Annotated in this window: 16 protein-coding genes and 1 other RNA gene; 6 read left to right on the forward strand and 11 right to left on the reverse strand. The window is 67.5% G+C overall.

Annotation, left to right across the window (positions count from 1 at the left end):
• Positions 1 to 124: 124 nt before the first annotated feature.
• Positions 125 to 880, reverse strand: a complete 756-nt coding sequence (locus EV650_RS31790) for a nucleotidyltransferase domain-containing protein (protein ID WP_166678359.1) — start codon at positions 878 to 880, stop codon at positions 125 to 127.
• Positions 870 to 1,787: a nucleotidyltransferase domain-containing protein gene (locus tag EV650_RS31795; protein ID WP_134122868.1), complete on the reverse strand. Its 918-nt coding sequence runs from the start codon at positions 1,785 to 1,787 to the stop codon at positions 870 to 872. The genes EV650_RS31790 and EV650_RS31795 overlap by 11 nt, the downstream gene beginning before the upstream one ends.
• A gap of 263 nt (positions 1,788 to 2,050) precedes the next feature.
• On the opposite strand from EV650_RS31795, the gene EV650_RS31800 reads away from it, so the two are divergent.
• The 3 genes from EV650_RS31800 to EV650_RS31810 all read left to right on the forward strand — a co-directional run bounded on the left by EV650_RS31800 (position 2,051) and on the right by EV650_RS31810 (position 4,691).
• Positions 2,051 to 2,620 (forward strand): winged helix-turn-helix domain-containing protein, encoded by a 570-nt coding sequence (locus tag EV650_RS31800; protein WP_134122869.1) that lies wholly within the window; start codon positions 2,051 to 2,053, stop codon positions 2,618 to 2,620.
• Positions 2,617 to 3,297 (forward strand): SRPBCC family protein, encoded by a 681-nt coding sequence (locus EV650_RS31805; protein ID WP_134122870.1) that lies wholly within the window; start codon positions 2,617 to 2,619, stop codon positions 3,295 to 3,297. Before EV650_RS31800 ends, EV650_RS31805 begins: the two co-directional genes overlap by 4 nt.
• Positions 3,298 to 3,512: 215 nt before the next feature.
• A complete protein-coding gene (locus EV650_RS31810) occupies positions 3,513 to 4,691 on the forward strand; it encodes an SGNH/GDSL hydrolase family protein (protein ID WP_134122871.1) in 1,179 nt (392 codons plus the stop codon).
• Between the two features lie 62 nt (positions 4,692 to 4,753).
• Here EV650_RS31810 and EV650_RS31815 read toward each other — a convergent pair whose 3' ends face one another.
• On the reverse strand, positions 4,754 to 7,060 hold the full coding sequence (locus EV650_RS31815; RefSeq protein ID WP_134122872.1) for a M4 family metallopeptidase: 2,307 nt from the start codon (positions 7,058 to 7,060) through the stop codon (positions 4,754 to 4,756).
• A 473-nt stretch (positions 7,061 to 7,533) separates the two neighbouring features.
• Between EV650_RS31815 and EV650_RS31820 the strand changes: the two genes are divergently transcribed.
• From EV650_RS31820 to EV650_RS31830, 3 genes are all read left to right on the forward strand, one after another.
• Complete coding sequence (locus tag EV650_RS31820; protein ID WP_134122873.1) at positions 7,534 to 9,435, forward strand: FHA domain-containing protein; 1,902 nt, start codon at positions 7,534 to 7,536, stop codon at positions 9,433 to 9,435.
• Between the two features lie 69 nt (positions 9,436 to 9,504).
• The gene (locus EV650_RS31825) at positions 9,505 to 9,927 is read left to right on the forward strand and encodes a MarR family winged helix-turn-helix transcriptional regulator (protein WP_238174609.1); all 423 of its coding nucleotides are present in this window, start codon (positions 9,505 to 9,507) and stop codon (positions 9,925 to 9,927) included.
• Entirely contained in the window at positions 9,924 to 11,114 is a 1,191-nt protein-coding gene (locus EV650_RS31830) for an epoxide hydrolase family protein (protein ID WP_134122874.1), read from the forward strand. The genes EV650_RS31825 and EV650_RS31830 overlap by 4 nt, the downstream gene beginning before the upstream one ends.
• A 51-nt stretch (positions 11,115 to 11,165) precedes the next feature.
• Here EV650_RS31830 and EV650_RS31835 read toward each other — a convergent pair whose 3' ends face one another.
• From EV650_RS31835 to ftsE, 8 genes are all read right to left on the reverse strand, one after another.
• A complete protein-coding gene (locus EV650_RS31835; protein ID WP_134122875.1) occupies positions 11,166 to 12,044 on the reverse strand; it encodes an alpha/beta fold hydrolase in 879 nt (292 codons plus the stop codon).
• A gap of 526 nt (positions 12,045 to 12,570) precedes the next feature.
• Positions 12,571 to 12,945: a transfer-messenger RNA gene (gene ssrA / locus EV650_RS31840) on the reverse strand.
• Between the two features lie 99 nt (positions 12,946 to 13,044).
• On the reverse strand, positions 13,045 to 13,713 hold the full coding sequence (locus EV650_RS31845; RefSeq protein ID WP_134122876.1) for a YoaK family protein: 669 nt from the start codon (positions 13,711 to 13,713) through the stop codon (positions 13,045 to 13,047).
• Between the two features lie 21 nt (positions 13,714 to 13,734).
• Positions 13,735 to 14,295 carry a DUF1707 and DUF4870 domain-containing protein gene (locus EV650_RS31850; protein ID WP_134122877.1) on the reverse strand — a complete coding sequence of 187 codons (561 nt, stop codon included), beginning with the start codon at positions 14,293 to 14,295 and terminating at the stop codon, positions 13,735 to 13,737.
• A 203-nt stretch (positions 14,296 to 14,498) separates the two neighbouring features.
• Entirely contained in the window at positions 14,499 to 14,972 is a 474-nt protein-coding gene (smpB, locus tag EV650_RS31855) for an SsrA-binding protein SmpB (protein ID WP_134122878.1), read from the reverse strand.
• A gap of 21 nt (positions 14,973 to 14,993) precedes the next feature.
• The gene (locus tag EV650_RS31860; RefSeq protein WP_134122879.1) at positions 14,994 to 16,427 is read right to left on the reverse strand and encodes a M23 family metallopeptidase; all 1,434 of its coding nucleotides are present in this window, start codon (positions 16,425 to 16,427) and stop codon (positions 14,994 to 14,996) included.
• A gap of 96 nt (positions 16,428 to 16,523) precedes the next feature.
• Positions 16,524 to 17,435 (reverse strand): permease-like cell division protein FtsX, encoded by a 912-nt coding sequence (gene ftsX / locus EV650_RS31865; protein ID WP_134122880.1) that lies wholly within the window; start codon positions 17,433 to 17,435, stop codon positions 16,524 to 16,526.
• 19 nt (positions 17,436 to 17,454) lie between these two features.
• A complete protein-coding gene (gene ftsE / locus EV650_RS31870; RefSeq protein ID WP_130444829.1) occupies positions 17,455 to 18,144 on the reverse strand; it encodes a cell division ATP-binding protein FtsE in 690 nt (229 codons plus the stop codon).
• Positions 18,145 to 18,274 lie beyond the last annotated feature (130 nt).

The following is an 18,274-nucleotide window of genomic DNA, read 5'->3' on the forward strand; positions in this document are numbered from 1 at the left end:
GGGCTTTACAACGAAGGAACAGACCGCAGCTCAGCGACCGAGCCAGGCCTGGACTGAGCCGACCCTCGACCAGGAGCTCAGCGACTGAGGCGGGTCCGGACTGAGCCGACCCTGGACCAGGGGCTCAGCGGCTGAGGCGGGTACGGACCAGCAGGTCGTGCAGGGCCGGCTCCGCCGATGGGCGGTCTGGCAGCTTGCTTGCCGCCTCGGCCACATCCAGCTCGGTCTGCAGCCGCGCGATGTCCGCAGCGAGTCGGTCGTGCGACGGGCCGTCCAGGGGTGCATGCTCGGCCTCGGCCTTGGCCGACATCAGGTCCGGCAGGTACGACGGCCCGCCTGAGAGCTCCCGAAGATCTGCTTGGACGACGCCCGTACGCATCAGGTTGATCCCGGTCAGCAGGACCCGGAACGTGTACAGCAGCGGCTTGAGCTCACCCTTCTTGAGGAAGAACTCCCATTGGGTCTTGGCGAAACCGCGGTAGTGATGCGCATGCCACTTGGTGATGCAGCCGGCTGCGAGCTCGACCAGCTGCGCATGTTCAGGTGTGGTGAGGACTACGAGCGGCGAGAGGGCCTGCTCGAGTACATAGCCGTTGCGGCGGAGCATCAGCCGCGCGAACTTGGCCAGGTCGTGGGTGACCAGGTCGACCTCGGCCTCGTTCTCGAACCACGTCCGGTCGAGTGTCTCCGGACCGGTTCGAAGCCCGACCACGTCAGCGGCCGGCAGGACGTGAACGCCACGCAGGTCGACATCGGAGTCACGAGACGGGAAGCCGTACAGATGCGCGCCGGAGACAGTTGCGAACAGCAACGGATACGGTTGCTCACCCATGATCGTGCGCAGCTCGGCGTAGTCGAGTTGTCGCATGTCACGCGTCATCGAGGCTCCTCCTCCGTACTGACCGCAGCCACTCGTCGACTCCACCGACGTCCGGCGTTGCCGGGAGGGTCGTTCGCTGCAAGGCGTTGTCGAGTTCCTCGTGCAGGGAGAGCCGCCAGCGCTCGACTTCGTCCCATGACACCTCGCCGCGCTTGACTGCCAGCAGGCGCTCCCGATGTGGCCCAACGTCGACGACCAAGGTTGCCTCGAGCAACAGGCTGCGTGCCGCGAGGAGCAGCCGGATCAGGTGCATCACGTGCTTCCACTTCGGTGATCCGTCGCGCCGGAAGTCGGCTTCGAGCTTCTTGAACTGGCTGAGTACGTAGCCTGAGTAGGTTTGGTATACCAGCTGCGAGAGGAACGACTGGCGCAGGTCGACCAGCTCTTCACCTAGCGGCGTTTGGCGTACCACCAGCGGTGAGTGCAGGACCTCGAGCAGGTTCGGGTTGGCCTTCAACGCCAGTTCGCAGAACCGCTCGACCTCCCACGAGAACCACTCCGGCTCCGGCCCGTCCACATGCGTGGGCGGCTTGGCCAGCGACCAGAACGCCTCGGTCGGCGCGACGTACACCCCGCGTGTGTCCGTGTCCGAGGTGTCCGTATCCAGACCGAACGCCCGCGATCCGACGACGGCCGCGTAGATCGTGTGCTCGCGTACCAGCCGGTCCCCGTCCGGCAACTCGAGCTCGATCGCCTCGTCCTGGTACACCGTCCGCAGACTCAACTGATCCCGCCGAGCAACCGTCTCCCGCCCATCAACAAGCCGCACCGAGTAGCGCCCATCCGCAGCAATCCCCGAAACCCGCCCCGTAGCCCCACGCTGCGCCGTACCCCCGTGATCATCAGGCCCCGCCACCCGAATCACCACCTGGGTCCCCACCGGCAACTGCGGCCCTTGCACAGACATGCGGCCAATGCTCCCCCACCGACGGATCGCCAGGCCATCACATTTGCCGTTCGCCGACTGCTCCACGCGGGGCGCGGGCGGTGGCCGCTGGTTGTGATGGCGTGGGTGTCCGCGGCTTCGTGATTGGTGGGGTCCGCCGCGCCCGGCGTGAAGCGAGTGTCGGGCGCGGCGGGTGATGGCGTGGGCGTCCGGGGTTTCGTGGTCGGGTGGGTGGCAGTGGCGGGGTATTGACAGTTTTTTCTGTCAATAGGAGATTGGGGGGCATGTTGCGGTATGTCGAGGAGCCGGAGAAGGTGCGGTTGGCGTTGTCGCCTATGCGGCGGCGGTTGCTGGAGTTGTTGCGGGAGCCTTCGTCGGCGACACAGCTCGCGGTTGTCCTGGGGCTGCCGCGGCAGCGGGTGAACTATCACCTGCGTGAGCTCGAGAACGCCGGCCTGGTTGAGCTCGTCGAGGAGCGGCAGCGGCGTGGGTTCACCGAGCGGATCCTGCGTGCGTCGGCGGGTTTGGTGGTCGATCCGGGCGTGATGGGTCATGCGTTCACCCAGATCCAGGATCAGTACGCCGCCGAGCATCTGGTGGACGTGGCTGCGGGGACGGTTCGGGATGTGGCGCGGATGCAGAACGCGGCCGACGCGGAGGGGAAGCGGCTGCTGACGTTCACCCTCGAGGCCGAGGTGCGGTTCGCGGAGCCGGGTGACGTGCACGAGTTCACCGATGCGTTGACCGCGGCCGTGCAGCAGGTGATCCAGCAGTTCGACAGCGAGGACGGGCGGCCGTACCGGCTGATCGCGGGCGGTCACCCGGCAGCCCGCCGTACCGAAGGAGAATCATGAAGATCGTGGTGACCGTGGCGGCGCCGGTCGAGGCAGTGTGGGACGCCCTGCGGAACAAGGAGAAGATCCGGCACTGGCACGGCTGGGAGTACGAGGGGACCGAGGGTGGGCTGGACGAGGAGATCGACCTCATCTACTTCACCGACGTGACCGAGGACGGTACGACGCTGACTCTCGAGCACGGGGACCGGTTCGAGGTCGAGGCGGTCGAGGGCGGGTCGCGGATCACGCTGACCCGGGCGCCGCGTGGTGCCGATCCCAAGTGGGAGGCGTACTACGACGACGTCACCGAGGGCTGGACGACCTTCCTCCAGCAACTCCGCTTCGCCCTGGAACACCATCCGGACGAGGAACGACACACGCTCTTCTACTCGGGCACCGGCGAGCTCTCCCCCATCACTGAGCTTGGTATACCAAACGGGTCCGCAGGTACGCCGTATGCGGTCGAGTTGATCGGCGAGCAGGCGAAGGGCGAGATTTGGTATACCTCCGAGCACCAGGCCGGCCTGACAGTAGATGCCTGGGGCAACGGTCTGCTGGTGCTCAGCCACATCCCGCCCGGGGACAAGAAGCCGGACGGCGCGTCGATGGCCGTCCTGAGCTTGTACGGCGACGTGGATACCGACGAGGTGGACGCGCGCTGGCGCGCCTGGTGGGAGAAGCGCTACCCGGCCTGAGGACGGTCCGCTGACACGGCGGTGACAGGGCGCAAAGATGTCAGCACGCTCGGTCTACCATCGATGGTTACCCGGGAGTACTTTGACGCCACGGTGATCTGGTGGGGGTCCTGACGATCACCGAAGTCCGGCGAGAGGCACTTCCGGTGAAGATTCCGCCCCGTCCACTCCCTCCCCGTCCACTCCCTCCTTGGCGTCGAACTCCTTGGCGTCGAGTGACCGCAGCAACCCTCCTACTCTCCCTGACCGGGCTCGGCCTGGTCGCTTCCCCGGCGCACGCCGACGGTCCCGGCTCGGGTACGCCGTACGTCGTCACGGTCGGGGACTCGTACATCTCGGGCGAGGCCGGCCGCTGGGCCGGAAGCTCGAACGACTCCGAAGCACCGGCCGACGCGCTCGGTGCGCACGCGTACCACGACAACGCGGACCACACCGCCGAGCAGATCGCCCGGTGCCACCGCAGCCAGTCGGCCGAGGCGTACATCGGCGGCGGGGTCGCGGGGCTCAACCTGGCCTGCTCCGGTGCAAGCACCCAGACCAGCACCGGCGACTACTTCAAGCCGGGCCTCGACTTCTACGACGACGGCGCCGGCAACCTCGGCCAGGCGAAGATGCTGCAGCAGTTCGCCGCGGGCCACAACGTGAAGCAGGTCGTCGTCTCGATCGGCGGCAACGACTTCAACTTCGCGTCGGTCGTCACCCAGTGCGTGCAGGACTTCCTGCTGTCACCGTCCTGGGATCCCGACTACTGCAAGGACGACTCGTCCGTCGTCGCCAACTTCACCTCCGCGAACATCACAACGGTCCGAGCCAAGATCGCGACCGCGTTCCAGAACATCCGCACCGCGATGAGAAACGCCGGGTACGGCGACACCGCGTGGAACCTCGTCGTACAGACGTACCCGTCGCCGATCCCGTCCTCCAGTGGGTTCCGGTACAGCCAGAGCGGTTACACCCGGCAGAGCACCGGCGGCTGCGGCTTCTGGAACGCGGACGCCGACTGGGCGAACAGCACCGCGCTCGTCACGATCAACAACACCGTCCGCGACGCGATCGGCCAGTCCGGCCTGGCCAACGCCCGTCTGCTCGAACTCCAGTCCGCGTTCAACGGACGCCGCCTGTGTGAGAACACGGTCGGCCTGTACGAGGAAGTCGGCCTGACCTCCTGGACCCAGCCCACCGCGGTCGACAAGACCGAGTGGATCAACCAGATCCGCACCGTCACCACGGTCGGCTCGGACTACTTCATCCAGGAGTCCCTCCACCCGAACTACTGGGCCCAGCTCGCGCTGCGCTCCTGCGTCCGCCAGACCTACACCCAGAACCGCGGCGGCACCTGCACCATCTCCGGCACCGGCCTCGTCAACGGCGAGCCGAGGATGTCACTCAACTAGAGCAGGACATGAGCCGGCCGCCGCACCCCCGAAGGTGCGGCGGCCGGGTTCTCTTCAGTGCTTCAGCTCAGGTTCAGGCCCGTGTCGTCGATGACGAACGAGGTCTGGAGGGAGCTGTCCTCGGTGCCGGTGAAGCTGATCGACACCGTCTGGCCGGCGAACGACGAGACGTTGAACGACTTGAGCGAGTATCCGCTCGCCTTGTTCAGGTTCGAGTACGTCGCCAGCGTGGTCGAGCCCGCCTTCACCGTCAGCTTGTCGTACTGCGTCGTGGTGGTGGTCTCAGCGGAGTCGATGTGCAGGTAGAACGACAGGGTCGCGCTGCACCCGGCCGGAATCGCCACCGACTGGCTCAGCGTGTCGGTGTGGGTGGTGCCGTAACCGTTCAGCCACGCCTTCCAGGAGCCGCCGTGTGCGGCCTGGGAGGCGGAGTTGTCGACCACTCCGGCCGACGCCGTCCACGGTGTCGCCGTACCGGTCTCGAAGCCCGGGTTACCGAGCTTCTGGCCGGAACAGGTGCTACCGCCACCGGAGACGGTGATGGTGAACGAGGTGCTGCCCGAACCACCGGCACTCGCGGTCGCCGTTGCGGTGACGTTGAAGGTGCCGCTGGCGGTCGGGGTGCCGGACACGGTCCCGGTGGAGGAACCGAGGGTGACGCCGGCCGGCAGGCCGGTCGCCGACCAGGTGTACGGCGCGGTGCCACCGGTGGCCGACAGCGTGAACGACGGGAGCGCCGTACCGACGGTGCCGGTCTTGTTGCCCGGGTTGGTGACCGTGACGCCGCCGGTGCTGCTGCAGGTCGGGTCAGCCGACTGTGCCGGAACGCTGACCGCGTCCCACGCCGCCTTCACGGTGTTGAACTCGGTGCAGCTACCCGGGTACAGGTTCTTCGCAGCGGTCAGGGTCCAGGTCCGGTACTTCAGGTACGAGCTGCTGCTGGTCTTCATCAGCATCGCGTTGTACATGATCTTGATGGCCTTCTGGATGCCCAGACCGGTCACAGACGAGCTGTTGCAGGTCGGGACGTTCGGCGAACCGCCACTGCCCTGGGAGAGCAGGACGAACCAGTGGTCGCCAGGACCGGCCGCGGCGTGCACCTCGGAGCCCGGGATCGAGCTCGAGTAGCAGTTCGGGTCGCCGACCGCCGACGGGTTGTACATGTTCCGGATCGGACCGCTGCCGACCAGGTTGACCTCTTCACCGACGAGGAAGTCCGGCGGGTCGTACGCCGCCGGCTGGTTGCTGTACCACTCGCTGGCCGCACCGAACGTGTCGGCCACGAACTCCTGCGTGCCCGAACCCGAGATGCCACCCGGGGTGTGGTCGTCGATGCCGTGGCCCAGTTCGTGGCCCACGACGTCCAGCGAACCGATCCAGCCGCCGGCCGTGTTGTGACCGACCTGCACCTGCGTGCCGTCGTAGTACGCGTTCTCGTCGTCCAGGCCGACGCGGATCGGCCAGCCGCCGCCGCTGCCGTCGAAGCCGTTACGGCCGAGCCAGTCGGTCAGCATGTGCCGCTCGGTCTGAGCGGTGTACAGCGCGTCGACGCAGCCGGTTTCCTTGCTGGTGGCGTTGCCGTTGCCCCACAGGTCGTCCGGACCGGAGAACGTGGTGTTGTTCGCCGCGTCCTGGCAGGACAGGTTGGTGGTGTTCGGGTCCTTCAGCGAGAACGTGCTGCCGGAGTGCGTGGTGTCCAGGTGGACCGGGGGCGGTCCGCTGTACGCCGCCGTACCGTCACCGGCCATCACGTGCTCCTGCGTACCGAGCACCTTGCCGCTCTGCGCGTCGACGTACACCGACAGGCTGGACGGCTCCTTGCCGCTGTTGCCACTGACCCGCGACTGCCAGGCGAGCTTCGGAGTGCCGTCGAGCGCGTAGACCGCCAGCGTCGGCTTGGTCGACGAGTCGACCACCTTCAGCTGCTTGTTCGCGGTCTTCTGTGCCGTCGCGGCCGTCACCTTGGCGGTCATCGACAGCTCGGGTACGGCGGTGGTCTGGGCTACCGAGGTGGACTTCACGGCCCCCTTGGCGTCGGTGACGACAACGAAGTCACCACCTACGACCGGGAGACCCTTGTACGAGCGCACGTACGGGACGTACTGCAGGCCGGACGGCTCCGAGACCACCGACAGCGCGGTGAACTTGTCGTCCTTCGAGGCATGCAGGGCGCTCGGCCGGCCGGCGACCAGGGACGACGCGGAATCGACGGCGAACGCCTTCGACTGCGCCTGCGAGGGCCGGGGCGGGGGTGCCGCACTCGGCGCGGCACCTGCGGCCGACGTACCGAATCCGGCTAGTGCTGCCGCTGCGAGGCCGGTTAGCCCCAATACGACGGCAGGCTTACGAGAACGCTGGAACAAGACCATGGATGTGGTCCCTTCGCGAATACGGTGCTTTGGGCGGGTTGCGCCTCGCCGGACTGCAGGCGGTGCACCACTCCGCCTGGAACCTCCGGCCTACTCATCGGGCCTGTTACTGGGCTCCCCCTTTTCATCCGGCCCCGATGCATCGCGCGGACGGACACTATGTCCGCGACCGACCCCGAGCAAGGCGCTACCGTGCCGTTGGCACCCGAAGGACAACTGACCGCGTTGTCATCGCTACTAACAGCTGACAAACCCGACCGGATCCTGAGATTTGTGACAACCGGAGGCCGTACGCCGGGAGGTCCGGGCCAGGGCGTAAGGAGGCTGTCGCGGAGGGTGGCGGTTGGGTACTGCCGGTGGTCTGGGGCGGGCTCGAATGGCAGAATCGCGCAGACGGGTTGGTGCCGCGGGGGTGCGACGTCCCGACGGCGGCACGACGGAACGCGATCAGGATGACGCCGGCTGGGGTGTGAGTGGAAACCGAATTCGTGCTGTCGCTCGGCGAGCAGCAGTGGACGCTGCCGGCCGGGGCGGACACGTTCACCATCGGCCGCGCCTCGAACGCCGACATCCGGCTGCAGGCGGACGACCAGATCTCCCGCATCCACGCCCGCCTCACCCGCGATGCCACCACCTGGACCCTGCACGACGAGTCCCGCAACGGGACCGGTCTGAACGGACGGCGGATCACGGCGCCCACGCCACTCGGCAACGGCGACCGCATCCACATCGGCCGCTCAGTCCTCACCTTCCACAAATCCACCCTCCCCGACGCCACACCGGCCGCCCCCTACGTCCCGGAAGCCGACTTCCCGCCGTCTCCCGCCCCGCCGGTGGCGGCTCCCGCCCCGCCAGCCCCGTCAGCGCCTACAGGCCCCGCCGCAACCGATTTCGGCCCGGACGGCGCCCCCGAGGGTCCGCGGCCCAGCGGCGACGCTCCCGCTGGCCACGCTCGGACCGATCCCGCTCCCGCCGACGCCGATCCGGCCGCCAGCCCCGCTCCTGAGGGCCTGGGGGCAGCCGGTCGCGCTCCCGCGAGCCACGCTCGCACCAGTCCCGCGGGTCCCCCCGGTCCTGGTCCGGCGCCCGCCGATCCCGGTCCCGCCGACTTCGGGCCGGGCGGCACTTCCGACAGTCGGAGCGGTCCCGCTCCCACCGATCGCGGCCCAGGCGGCGGCGCTCCTGGGGGTGCGTCGGCTGAGTACGACGTACCGTATCCGCCGGCCGAGGAGCCGTGGGTGGCGGACGAGCCCGCGCCGGGCGGAGCGGCGTACGCGGAGGAGGCGGCGTACGACGACTACGAGTCAGCGGGGACGTACGAGCCGGACGAGTCGGCGGCGCGGGCGGCCGGCGAGGGTGGGACGTGGGCGGCGTATCCGTCGGCGGACAACCCGGAGCCGGTTCGGTCGCCGTGGGAGATCTCCGAGCAGGTCCATCAGTCGGAGCCGAACTGGAACCAGTCGGACAGTTGGCCGGACGCGAGTCGAGGCGGCCTGACCGATCGGCGCTTGCCCGGCTCTAACCGGCGTACCGGCGGAGCGGATCGCCGTACGCCGGAAGTAGGCCGGCCCCTCCCGGGCCCGGAGTCGGTGCAGCGCGTCGGAGCGGACCAAATCATCGGGGCGGACCAGCTCGTAGGCGCGGATCAGCTCGTCGGGTCAGATCCGGCGGCGAAGCATGACAGAGGCGAAAGTGACGCCGTAGGGACCGTGCGGCTGCCGCGAGTCCTCGCCGTCGCCGCGGGTGTGATCGCCCTCGGGCTGATCGGCAACCTGATCGTCGCGTTCCTCACCGACGGACCCGGCGGCGCGTTGCGCTGGTTGGTCCCGCCGGGGATCGCCCTGGTCGTCGCGATGGTGCTGGTGCTGCTCGACGCGGCGGCACCGAAGTACCACCGGCCCGGCCGGTTCGACGTATCCGTCCTCGTCGCGATCGTGGTCGTCCTCCTCGGCGTCGGCGTCGGCGGGTTCGTGCTGACCGCCGGAGTCGAGTACGTCGGCGGCTATCTGACCGGCAACGAATCCGGTGAGGACCGGCTGATCAAGCCCATCGCGAAGACCAACTCCGCCATCACGTTCACCGTCGAGAACGTCACGTACACCAGCCACTTCACCCGCGTCGAGGTCATGCTCGCGAACGGCGCCAAGCAGCCCGTCACCATCCCGATCGCCGGTACGACGTTCACCGCCGCCGACGGCACCGCTCTGCGTGCCGACACAGGCCGCAGCGGCTGGCCGAGCCGGGTCGCGGCCGGCGGCACCGAGCACGGCACGATCACGTTCAAGGGCCACCTGCCCGACAGCGCGAACACCGCCGTCCTCACCTTCAAGTCCGGCGATATCGGCGTCGCCGTCCCGGTCTCCCTGAGCAACTGACCTCGGCCGCACTACCGCCACGGCAGACCCGCGTCCGCACTTACATCGAAAATTGATATAGTCGCCGACGTGGATGTCGACCGCCTGACCACCGTGATCGAGGACTTCAACACGATCTTCATCCGGCTGCCGTCGGTGCGAAAGTTCAACTTCTCAACGCTTTCGGTGCTGCACACGCTCGATCGCAGAGGTCCGATACGGCTCACCGATCTGCTGGCGACCGAGCAGTTGAAGCAGCCCGCTCTGACCAGCCTGGTCGCGAAGCTCGAGCAGGACGGCCTCCTCCAACGCCGCCCCGATCCCACCGACGGCCGGGCCAGCCTGATCTCGCTGACCCGATCGGGCCGGCAGATCGTCCGCTCCCGGCACGCGCACCGGGTCGCCAAGCTGACCCGCCTCGTCGACCAGCTGACCCCCGAGGAGCGCGCCGTACTCGCGGGCTCCGTCGACGTACTCAACCGCCTGACCGAACTCGCCGAGGAGACCCCATGATTCCAACGCCTATTGACGTATCCGATGAAGTTCTCGACGATCTCCGCCGGCGCCTCAAGGCCACCAAATGGCCGCGCGACGACGGCAACGACGACGGCTTCTACGGCGTACGTCGTACCCGTCTGCAACCACTCGTCGAGTACTGGGCCGATGGCTTCGACTGGCGCGCGGCCGAGCGAGCGATCAACGCTTACGACCACTACCGCGTCGACGTGGGCGGCGTACCGGTGCACTTCATGCACAAGCCCGGCGTCGGCCCGAACCCGATCCCGTTGATCCTGAGTCACGGCTGGCCGTGGACGTTCTGGCACTGGTCGAAGGTGATCGACCCGCTCGCCGACCCCGCGTCGTACGGCGGTGATCCGGCGGACGCGTTCGACGTGATCGTCCCGTCGCTGCCCGGGTTCGGGTTCTCGACGCCGAGCCGCGCGGACATGAACTTCTGGAAGATCGCCGACGTCTGGCACGAACTGATGACGGGAGTCCTCGGCCACCCGAAGTACGCCGCGGCCGGTTGCGACGTCGGCGCGCTGGTGACGGGGCAGCTCGGGCACAAGTACGCCGACGAGCTGTACGGGATCCACATCGGCTCGGCGCTGAAGCTCGACTTCTTCAACGGCGACCGCGGGTGGGATCTCAGCGGCGGCAAGCCGATCCCACCTGGGCTGCCGCCGGAGATCCACGCCCGGATCCTCGAGCTCGAGCACCGCTTCGCGTCCCACCTGGCGGTGCACGTCCTGGACCCGAGCACGCTCGGTTTCGGTCTCGCCGACTCGCCCGCCGGCATGCTCGCGTGGATCCTGGAACGCTGGCAGAAGTGGGCCGAGAGCGATAAGACGTTCACCGACGACGACCTGCTCACCCACGCGACGATCTACTGGGCCGGCAACGCGATCGACACCTCGATCCGCACGTACGCCAACAACAACCGCTACCCGTGGACGCCGTCGCACGACCGCACACCCGCGATCGAGGCTCCGACCGGCATCACGTTCGTCGGCCACGAGGACCCGCCCGGCGTGCACACCCCGGAGGAACGCGTCCAGAACTTCCTCGCCAGCGACCGCGCGCCTTGGTACAACCACGTCAACATCACCGCCCACCCGCGCGGCGGCCACTTCATCCCCTGGGAGGTCCCCACCGAGTGGACCACCGACCTCCGCCGCACCTTCCGCGACCTGCGCTGACGTACCTAAGAACGGGTAGTAGTCGCCTGAACGGTTGTTAGACGCGGCCGTTCAGGCGGGGCGTACGACGGAATTCCGGACTACTACGTGTTCTTCGGTACGCATCCCGGACTGGCGTTCACCGCGGACCAGGTGGAGTCGGATCTGCTGGGCGACCGTGTCCGGGGCGTTCTCGTCGGGGGCGTTGTGGTCGAGGCCGGGCAGGATGGTGTACTCCGCGCTCGGCAGGATCGCGGTGAGTTGCGGGAGTACGCCGGTCAGGTACGCGGGCGACTTCTCTCCACCGAGGAGAAGAGTCCGCGCAGCAATCCCGGCGTACCGGCTGCCGTCGGAGTCGAGCCGGGCGATCTCGCCGATCTCGGCCGGCGTCGTCGGCATCATCTCCCGGGTCTCCCGGCCACCGGAGCCGTTGAGCATCAGGAAAGAGATTGCCCAGAGCAACGGTGCGGCCCGGAACGGCAGCAAATCGGTCCCTTTGAGGAACGTCGTCATCGCCGCCACCTGCCGCCCGTCATCGAGCTGCCGGGTGAACGTGTCCAGCCAGCTCGCATCGAACGATCCGTCGATGCTGACCCCGGGTTCGTAGGCGATCAGCGCATCCAGCGGCTGCCGCAGCCCCACGTGAAGCGCGATCAAACCGCCGTAGCTGTGCCCGAACACCACCCGTGCACCGGTCTCCGCGAGCACCGCGAGTACGTCGTCCGCCTCGGTCTCGATGCTGTACGCCGAACCGCGCGGACCACTCGCCCCGCGACCACGCCGCTCGACCACGTGCACGGTATGAACCCCGGCCAACCCGCGCGCGAGCCTCTCGTAGTGATGCGCCCGTCGATTGTTCCCCGGAATCACCACCACACCCGGCCCGGCCCCGGTGCTCGAGACCTCGACGCCCGCGACCAGGCTCCGCTGCCAGTCCTCTGTCCGCCCCATCCCCGACCTCCCTAGATCACACCCCTACGATGCCCAACGCCACTGTCACCCCTCTGTCTTCCCGCTGACACGACAAATTCCGGGATGCGACTCCGCCACCGGACAGCTTTCACAGGCGTTCCGGTCACCCAACGTCATCACCCTGGCCCTCACAGTCGCCGCGGCCGCCAACGACCCCGAGCATCGGCCCACCGCCCCAATCACAGTCACCGCGATCAAGACCCTCACTACCGATGTGGGGAGGGTTTTGCACCCAGAACGGGCACAAATCCTCCCCGAGCTCCGATAGTCCCGCTCAGGGGCGGAGAAACCTGGGGGAAATGCGCTGCGAGGGGGCGAAACCCTCCACCGTCGCAGCTGGGCTCCCGCTGGGGGCGTCTGGGCGTGCACGCTCGCTGACCAGCTACCGCAGTTTCTGGCGTGGCGACTGGCTCGGTCTGACCAGAGAGGTGGCCAGGTGGTCGTTGACTGGTCCTGGAACGACGAAGTGCCTGGTCAATGTTGCTCTGACCAGGCACTTCTCGAGGGGTGGAGGTGGCGGGAATCGAACCCGCGTCCTTCAGCGTTGCTTCAAGGCTTCTCCGGGCGCAGTCTGTTAGGCGATTTTCTCAGCCCCAGCGCTCTCACAGACACGTCGCTGACAGGCTCAGTCACTGTAAATGTCCCGTGCTAACCCCGTGACCGGGTTAGCAAAGCAAGCTTCCTAGCTGAGGCCAGGATCCGGGTCGGAAGCATCCCCGGGCTGACCCTTCGTTTATCTCAGGCCGTCAGGCGGCGAGAGCGAAGTCAGTGCGCTGTGAATTGGCACTTATTGGTTTCCAGAGATCGTTTACGAGATAACCCTGGATCCTCGGCCCGCTTCTCTTGGAACTAACGTCCAAAGTCGAAACCGTTCACCCCCTGTTGAGTTTTCAAACTCCCACCGTGCCCCGAGGGGCGGGTGGAAGATCCAACACTACCAAGTCCAACAGACCAACCGCACCTGACATTCCCCTGGCGGTCAGTCGGCCGGAGCGAGCAGGAAGATCACGGCTGCGGCGGCGACGACCGCACCGGCCAGCGCGATCACCCAGCCGGTGGTGGATCGCAGCAGCAACGCGCCCGCCGCCGCGCCGGCCAGCATCGCGGCGATCGAGCCCAGCCGGCGGTACGGCTTGGCGGCGCGCCCGGTGCCGAGCACGCTGTCCGCGGCCAGCCCGGTCAACGTCAGCGTCAGCACGGTGGTCGTCATGTCACGCGGCGCCGCACGCCGTACGGTCGCGTTCTGCAGCCCGAAGCACGCGGCCAGCAGCACGATCAGCACGTACGACGTACCGCCGGTCTCCTCGAGTACGCCGGTGCCGACCAGCAGCGCACATAGCAACAGCAGGCCCGCCTGCGCCCCGAAGACCGTCCCCAGCCACCGCCGCGGCCGGGATTCCAGCATCCGAGCCGCCCGTCCACCGGCCAGCGACCCCAGTACGAACCCCAGCACCGCCACGATCGGCGGCCCCAGCTTGAACCCCCACCCCGGTGCCGCTGCGAACCCGAGGAACACCACGTTCCCGGTCATGTTCGCGACGAACGTATGCCCGAGCTTCAGATAGCTGACCGCATCGACCAACCCGGTCGCCGCGGTCAGCCCAAGAAACGCCCCAACTTCCCACCGCGCACCAACCGGAACACCCATGCCAGCAGGGTAGAACTCCGGCTACTTGATCAGGCGCAGGGTGAACGGGTAGCGGAACTTCGCCCCGGCCGCGGTGGCCAGGCCTCCGATGCCGGTCAGCAGGAACCACAGGATGCCGAGGATCGGGAACAGGAAGCCCAGGAACCCGTGCGTGAAACCGGTCATGATCCCGAGCAGCGCGAAGGCTCCGACCGCGGTCAGCTGGAAGTTCAGCGCCTCGACGGCATGCCGGCGTACGGCGGGATTCTTCTGACCGGAGGTGGCGACCACCAGTGCCGGCCCGACGAAGAACGTCGGGTAGCCGAGCCAGTGAGCGATCGTGCCCATCCCCCGCCCGTCACCACGGTAGGTCTGCAGCGGCGCCGGACGAGTGAAGGCGGCCGGCGCGTACGTCGGGACCGGACGGGAGACCAGTCCGTCGAACGTGCCGTTCAGCTCGGCCCGGGTCCGAGCACTCAGGGCCTTGTCGAGCCGGAGGTCGAACTCCATGTGGTCGAGCCGGCCGTCGGCGTACATCTCTTTCAGGATCTCGACTGCGCGGTCCCGTTGGGCCGGCGTCACCAGCAGCTCTGAAGTGGACATGCTTCCACTCTGCGCGCGGCCTGCCGTTCACCCCATCGGGTTCAGCCCCCAACAGCCCCTGACCGGACCCCACCTGAACTCCGGGCCGGGCGCCGCCGCCCCGCACCCTGCCCTTCCTGCTTGAGCGTATCCGCTCTCACCAGTTCGCCCGCGGGGTTATCCACACCACCGGTCCGAGCCAGCTCCACCCCGGCCGCGACCAGTCAGCTGCGGCGGCGGTCGGACAGGGCTCGTTGGGCCTCGCGGTTGGCTTGGCGTTCGGCCAGGGCGTGCCGCTTGTCGTAGTCCTTCTTGCCGCGACCGGTGGCGAGCTCGACCTTCGCGTACCCGTCCTTGAAGTAGAGCGAGAGCGGGATCAGCGATACGCCCTGCTGCTCGATCTCCTTGATCAGCTTCTGCACCTCGTCCTTGTGCAGCAGCAGCTTGCGGGTACGCCGGGGCTCGTGGTTCGTCCAGGTGCCGTGCTTGTACTCCGGAATGTGCATCCCCTGCAGCCAGAGCTCATTACCCCGGACCGCTGCGAACGCGTCGACGAGGGAGGCCCGGCCCTGCCGCAGGGACTTGACCTCCGTCCCCGTCAGCACCAGCCCGGCCTCCACCACGTCTTCGATGTGGTAGTCGTGTCGCGCCTTCCGGTTCTGCGCGATCGGCTTCTCCCGGCCGGTCTGTTTCACCATCCGACCAGTATCTCAGACTCGTCAGAGCCACTTCATCGGATTAACGACGTTGCCGTCCTGGTAGACCATGAAGTGCAGGTGGCAGCCGGTCGAGTAGCCGGTCGTGCCGGACCACGCGATGATCTCGCCCTTCTGGACGCGCTCACCGACATGCGCCTTGTACCGCGACAGGTGGTTGTAGACAGTCGTAATCGACGACCCGTCCATCACTCCGTGCGAGACGAACAGTCGGTTTCCGTAACCACCGTTGTAGTACTTGTCCGTCACGACCCCGTCGGCCGCGGCGCGTACCGGCGTACCGCAGGGAGCGCGGAAGTCGGTGCCGTCGTGCAGCTTCCAGTAGTGCAGGACCGGGTGGAAACGCATTCCGTACGGCGACGTGATGTAACTGCTGACCGGATAGCTCAGACGCCCGCCACCGGACCCACCCGGATCCGGGATGTTCCGCGGCGGCCGGTGCTCCTTGCGGGCCTTCTCCTGCTCGGCCCTCTCGGCTGCCGCCTTCCGGCGCGCGGCCGCCGCCTTCTCGGCCTTCGCCCGCGCGACCAGCAACTGCTCGACCCGAGCCCGTTCCCGCAGCAGCGAGTTGTACTGCGCCAGCTCGGTGTTCTTCTCCTTCTCGGCGGCCTGGAACGCGGTCAGCTTGACCTTCGCGACCGCCGCGGCCTCGGCCTTGTCGGCCGCCACCTGCTTGGTCAGCACGGTCACCCGCTGCACCGTTGCCGCCGCCTCGGCCCGGGCCGACTCGGCACCCTTCTCCGCGGCCGCGACCTTGACCCGCTTGCTGGCCAGTTGCGCCTGCGCGTTGTTCAGGTTGGTGATCGCGTTGCTCTGGATGCCGAACACGTTCCGCTGGACCTGCATCCCGGTGGCGATGTCGGAGGGCGCCGCGCCTTGCAGCGCGATCGACAGCCCGACCAGAGTGTTCTGCTGCTGGTACGCCGACCGTACGGCGCGACCGGCGACGGCCCGCTTCTCCGCGATCAGCTCCTCGCCCGCCTCGACGTCGGACACCGCCGTCCGCAACGCCGCCTCGGCCGCGGCAAGCTTGCCCGCGGCAACCGCGTCGGCGGCCTGCGCGGCGGCCAGTTGGCCCTGCGCGGCGGCGTACCGGACCTGGACAGCCTTGTACGTCGTCTCCGCTTGGTTGTAGGCGGCAACGGATTTGCCGAGTTGGTCGGACGCGTCGTCGAGATCGGCCTTCTGCTGACCGAGTTGCGCGTCGAGCTGTTTCTTCTTGGCGGCTGGATCCGGTGGTTTCGCCTCTGCGGGCGGGACCGCGGCCAGGACTCCGGCGGACAGGGACAGGACAAGGCAGCAAGCGGCAACCATCGTCGGCCGGCCCGGCGGTCGCATGCGTGATCGCTGGTACGGCGTGCTGGCGGTGCCGGTGCTGTCGTCTCGCTGGATGCTCCCCCGCTTGCGCGGGTTCGCACCGGGGAAGTGCGGGACCACAGGTCGACCCCTTGCTCTGGGTTCAGTTGTCGTGCGGTACAGGAGTTACTTCTGTTACTTCTGTGACTCCTGATACAGCACGATAGGTCACCCGGGTCAGACTTTGAGGTATTTCCGCGTTGTCAGGAATGTCGGGATGACGGCCAGGATCAGGCCGACCACGACCATGATCAGGGTGGCGCGGAAGGTTTCGGCCGCGCCGACCCACTGCCAGACCCGGAACGTCTCCTGGGCCCGCTGCATCACCACGAAGTACACCCCGACCCACAGGGTGCCGCAGGCGAAGACCGCGCCGATCAGGGCCGCCAGCACCGCTTCGAGCAGGAACGGCAGCTGGATGTAGAAGTTCGAGGCGCCCACCAGGCGCATGATGCCTATCTCCCGTCTCCGGGCGTACGCCGCCAACCGGATCGTGTTGGAGATCTGCATCAAGGCCGCGACCAGCAGCAACCCGGCCGCGATCAGCGCGCCGACTTGCAAGCCGTTGAGGGCCTTGAACAACGGATCGAGGTACTGCCGGAGGTCCTGGACGGTGTCTACTCCGGGCAGGCCGGCGACCGCGCTGACCAGATTCTGATAGCGCTGTGGATCCTTCAGCTTGACCCGGAAGGACTCCTGCATCTGGTCCTGGGTGACCGTGCTGACGATCGGCGAGTCCTTGTACAGCTTCTTGAACGACTCGAACGCTTCCTGCTTCGACTCCGAGAAGACGCCGTCGGGCGCGGTGTCCGGGTTCGTCTGGATGACCTGCTGGATCCGGTTCTTCTGCTCCTGGCTCACCTCGGCGCCGCTGCAGCCGCGGCCGCCGGAGTCCTTGGTACAGAGGAACACCGAGATCTGGATCTTGTCGTACCAGTTCCCCTTCATCAGGTCGACCTGCTCGCGGGCGAGCAGCGCGCTGCCGAACAGCGACAGCGAGACCCAGATGGTGACGACGACCGCGATCGTCATCGACATGTTCCGCTTCAGGCCGATCCCGAGGTCGGAGAGGATGTAGTTCAAGCGCATCAGTCAGTCAGTCCCCTGGTCAGTGCTGGTAGCCGTAGACGCCACGCGACTCGTCGCGGACGACGTGGCCGTTCTCCAGCTCGATCACGCGCTTGCGCATCTGGTCCACGATCGACACGTCGTGGGTCGCCATCACCACGGTCGTGCCGGTCCGGTTGATCCGGTCCAGCAGCTTCATGATGCCGACCGACGTACCCGGGTCGAGGTTTCCGGTCGGCTCGTCGGCGATCAGGATCATCGGCCGGTTCACGAACGCGCGGGCGATCGCGACCCGCTGCTGCTCGCCGCCGGACAGCTCGTCCGGCATCCGGTCCTCCTTGCCGTCCAGGCCGACCAGCTCCAGCACCTCGGGCACGGTCTTGCGGATGTGCGAGCGGGGCTTGCCGATCACCTGCAGCGCGAACGCAACGTTCTCGGCGACGGTCTTGTTCGGCAGCAGCCGGAAGTCCTGGAACACGGTGCCGATCTGGCGCCGCATCTGCGGGATCCGCCAGCTGGCCAGCCGGTTCAGGTCCTTGCCGGCGACCATGATGTGACCCCGGGTGGTCCGGTGCTCACGCAGGACCAGGCGAAGGAACGTCGACTTGCCGGACCCGGAGGTGCCGACCAGGAAGACGAACTCGCCTTTCTCGATCTCGACGTTGACGTTCAGCAGAGCGGCCTTGGACTGGCCCTCGTACGTCTTGGACACATTCTCGAAGCGGATCACGGGTTCATCCGGCCGTGGTCGGGAACAGGGGGCGACGCGACGGTAACCACGAAGTGCACCGTACGCCACCGGAGCGGCCGGCGATCAGTCTAGGCGCTCCACGGCGTGCCGCCGACCAGACCTGCCGGTC

This window comes from Kribbella kalugense, assembly GCF_004365875.1.
Taxonomy (GTDB): domain Bacteria; phylum Actinomycetota; class Actinomycetes; order Propionibacteriales; family Kribbellaceae; genus Kribbella; species Kribbella kalugense.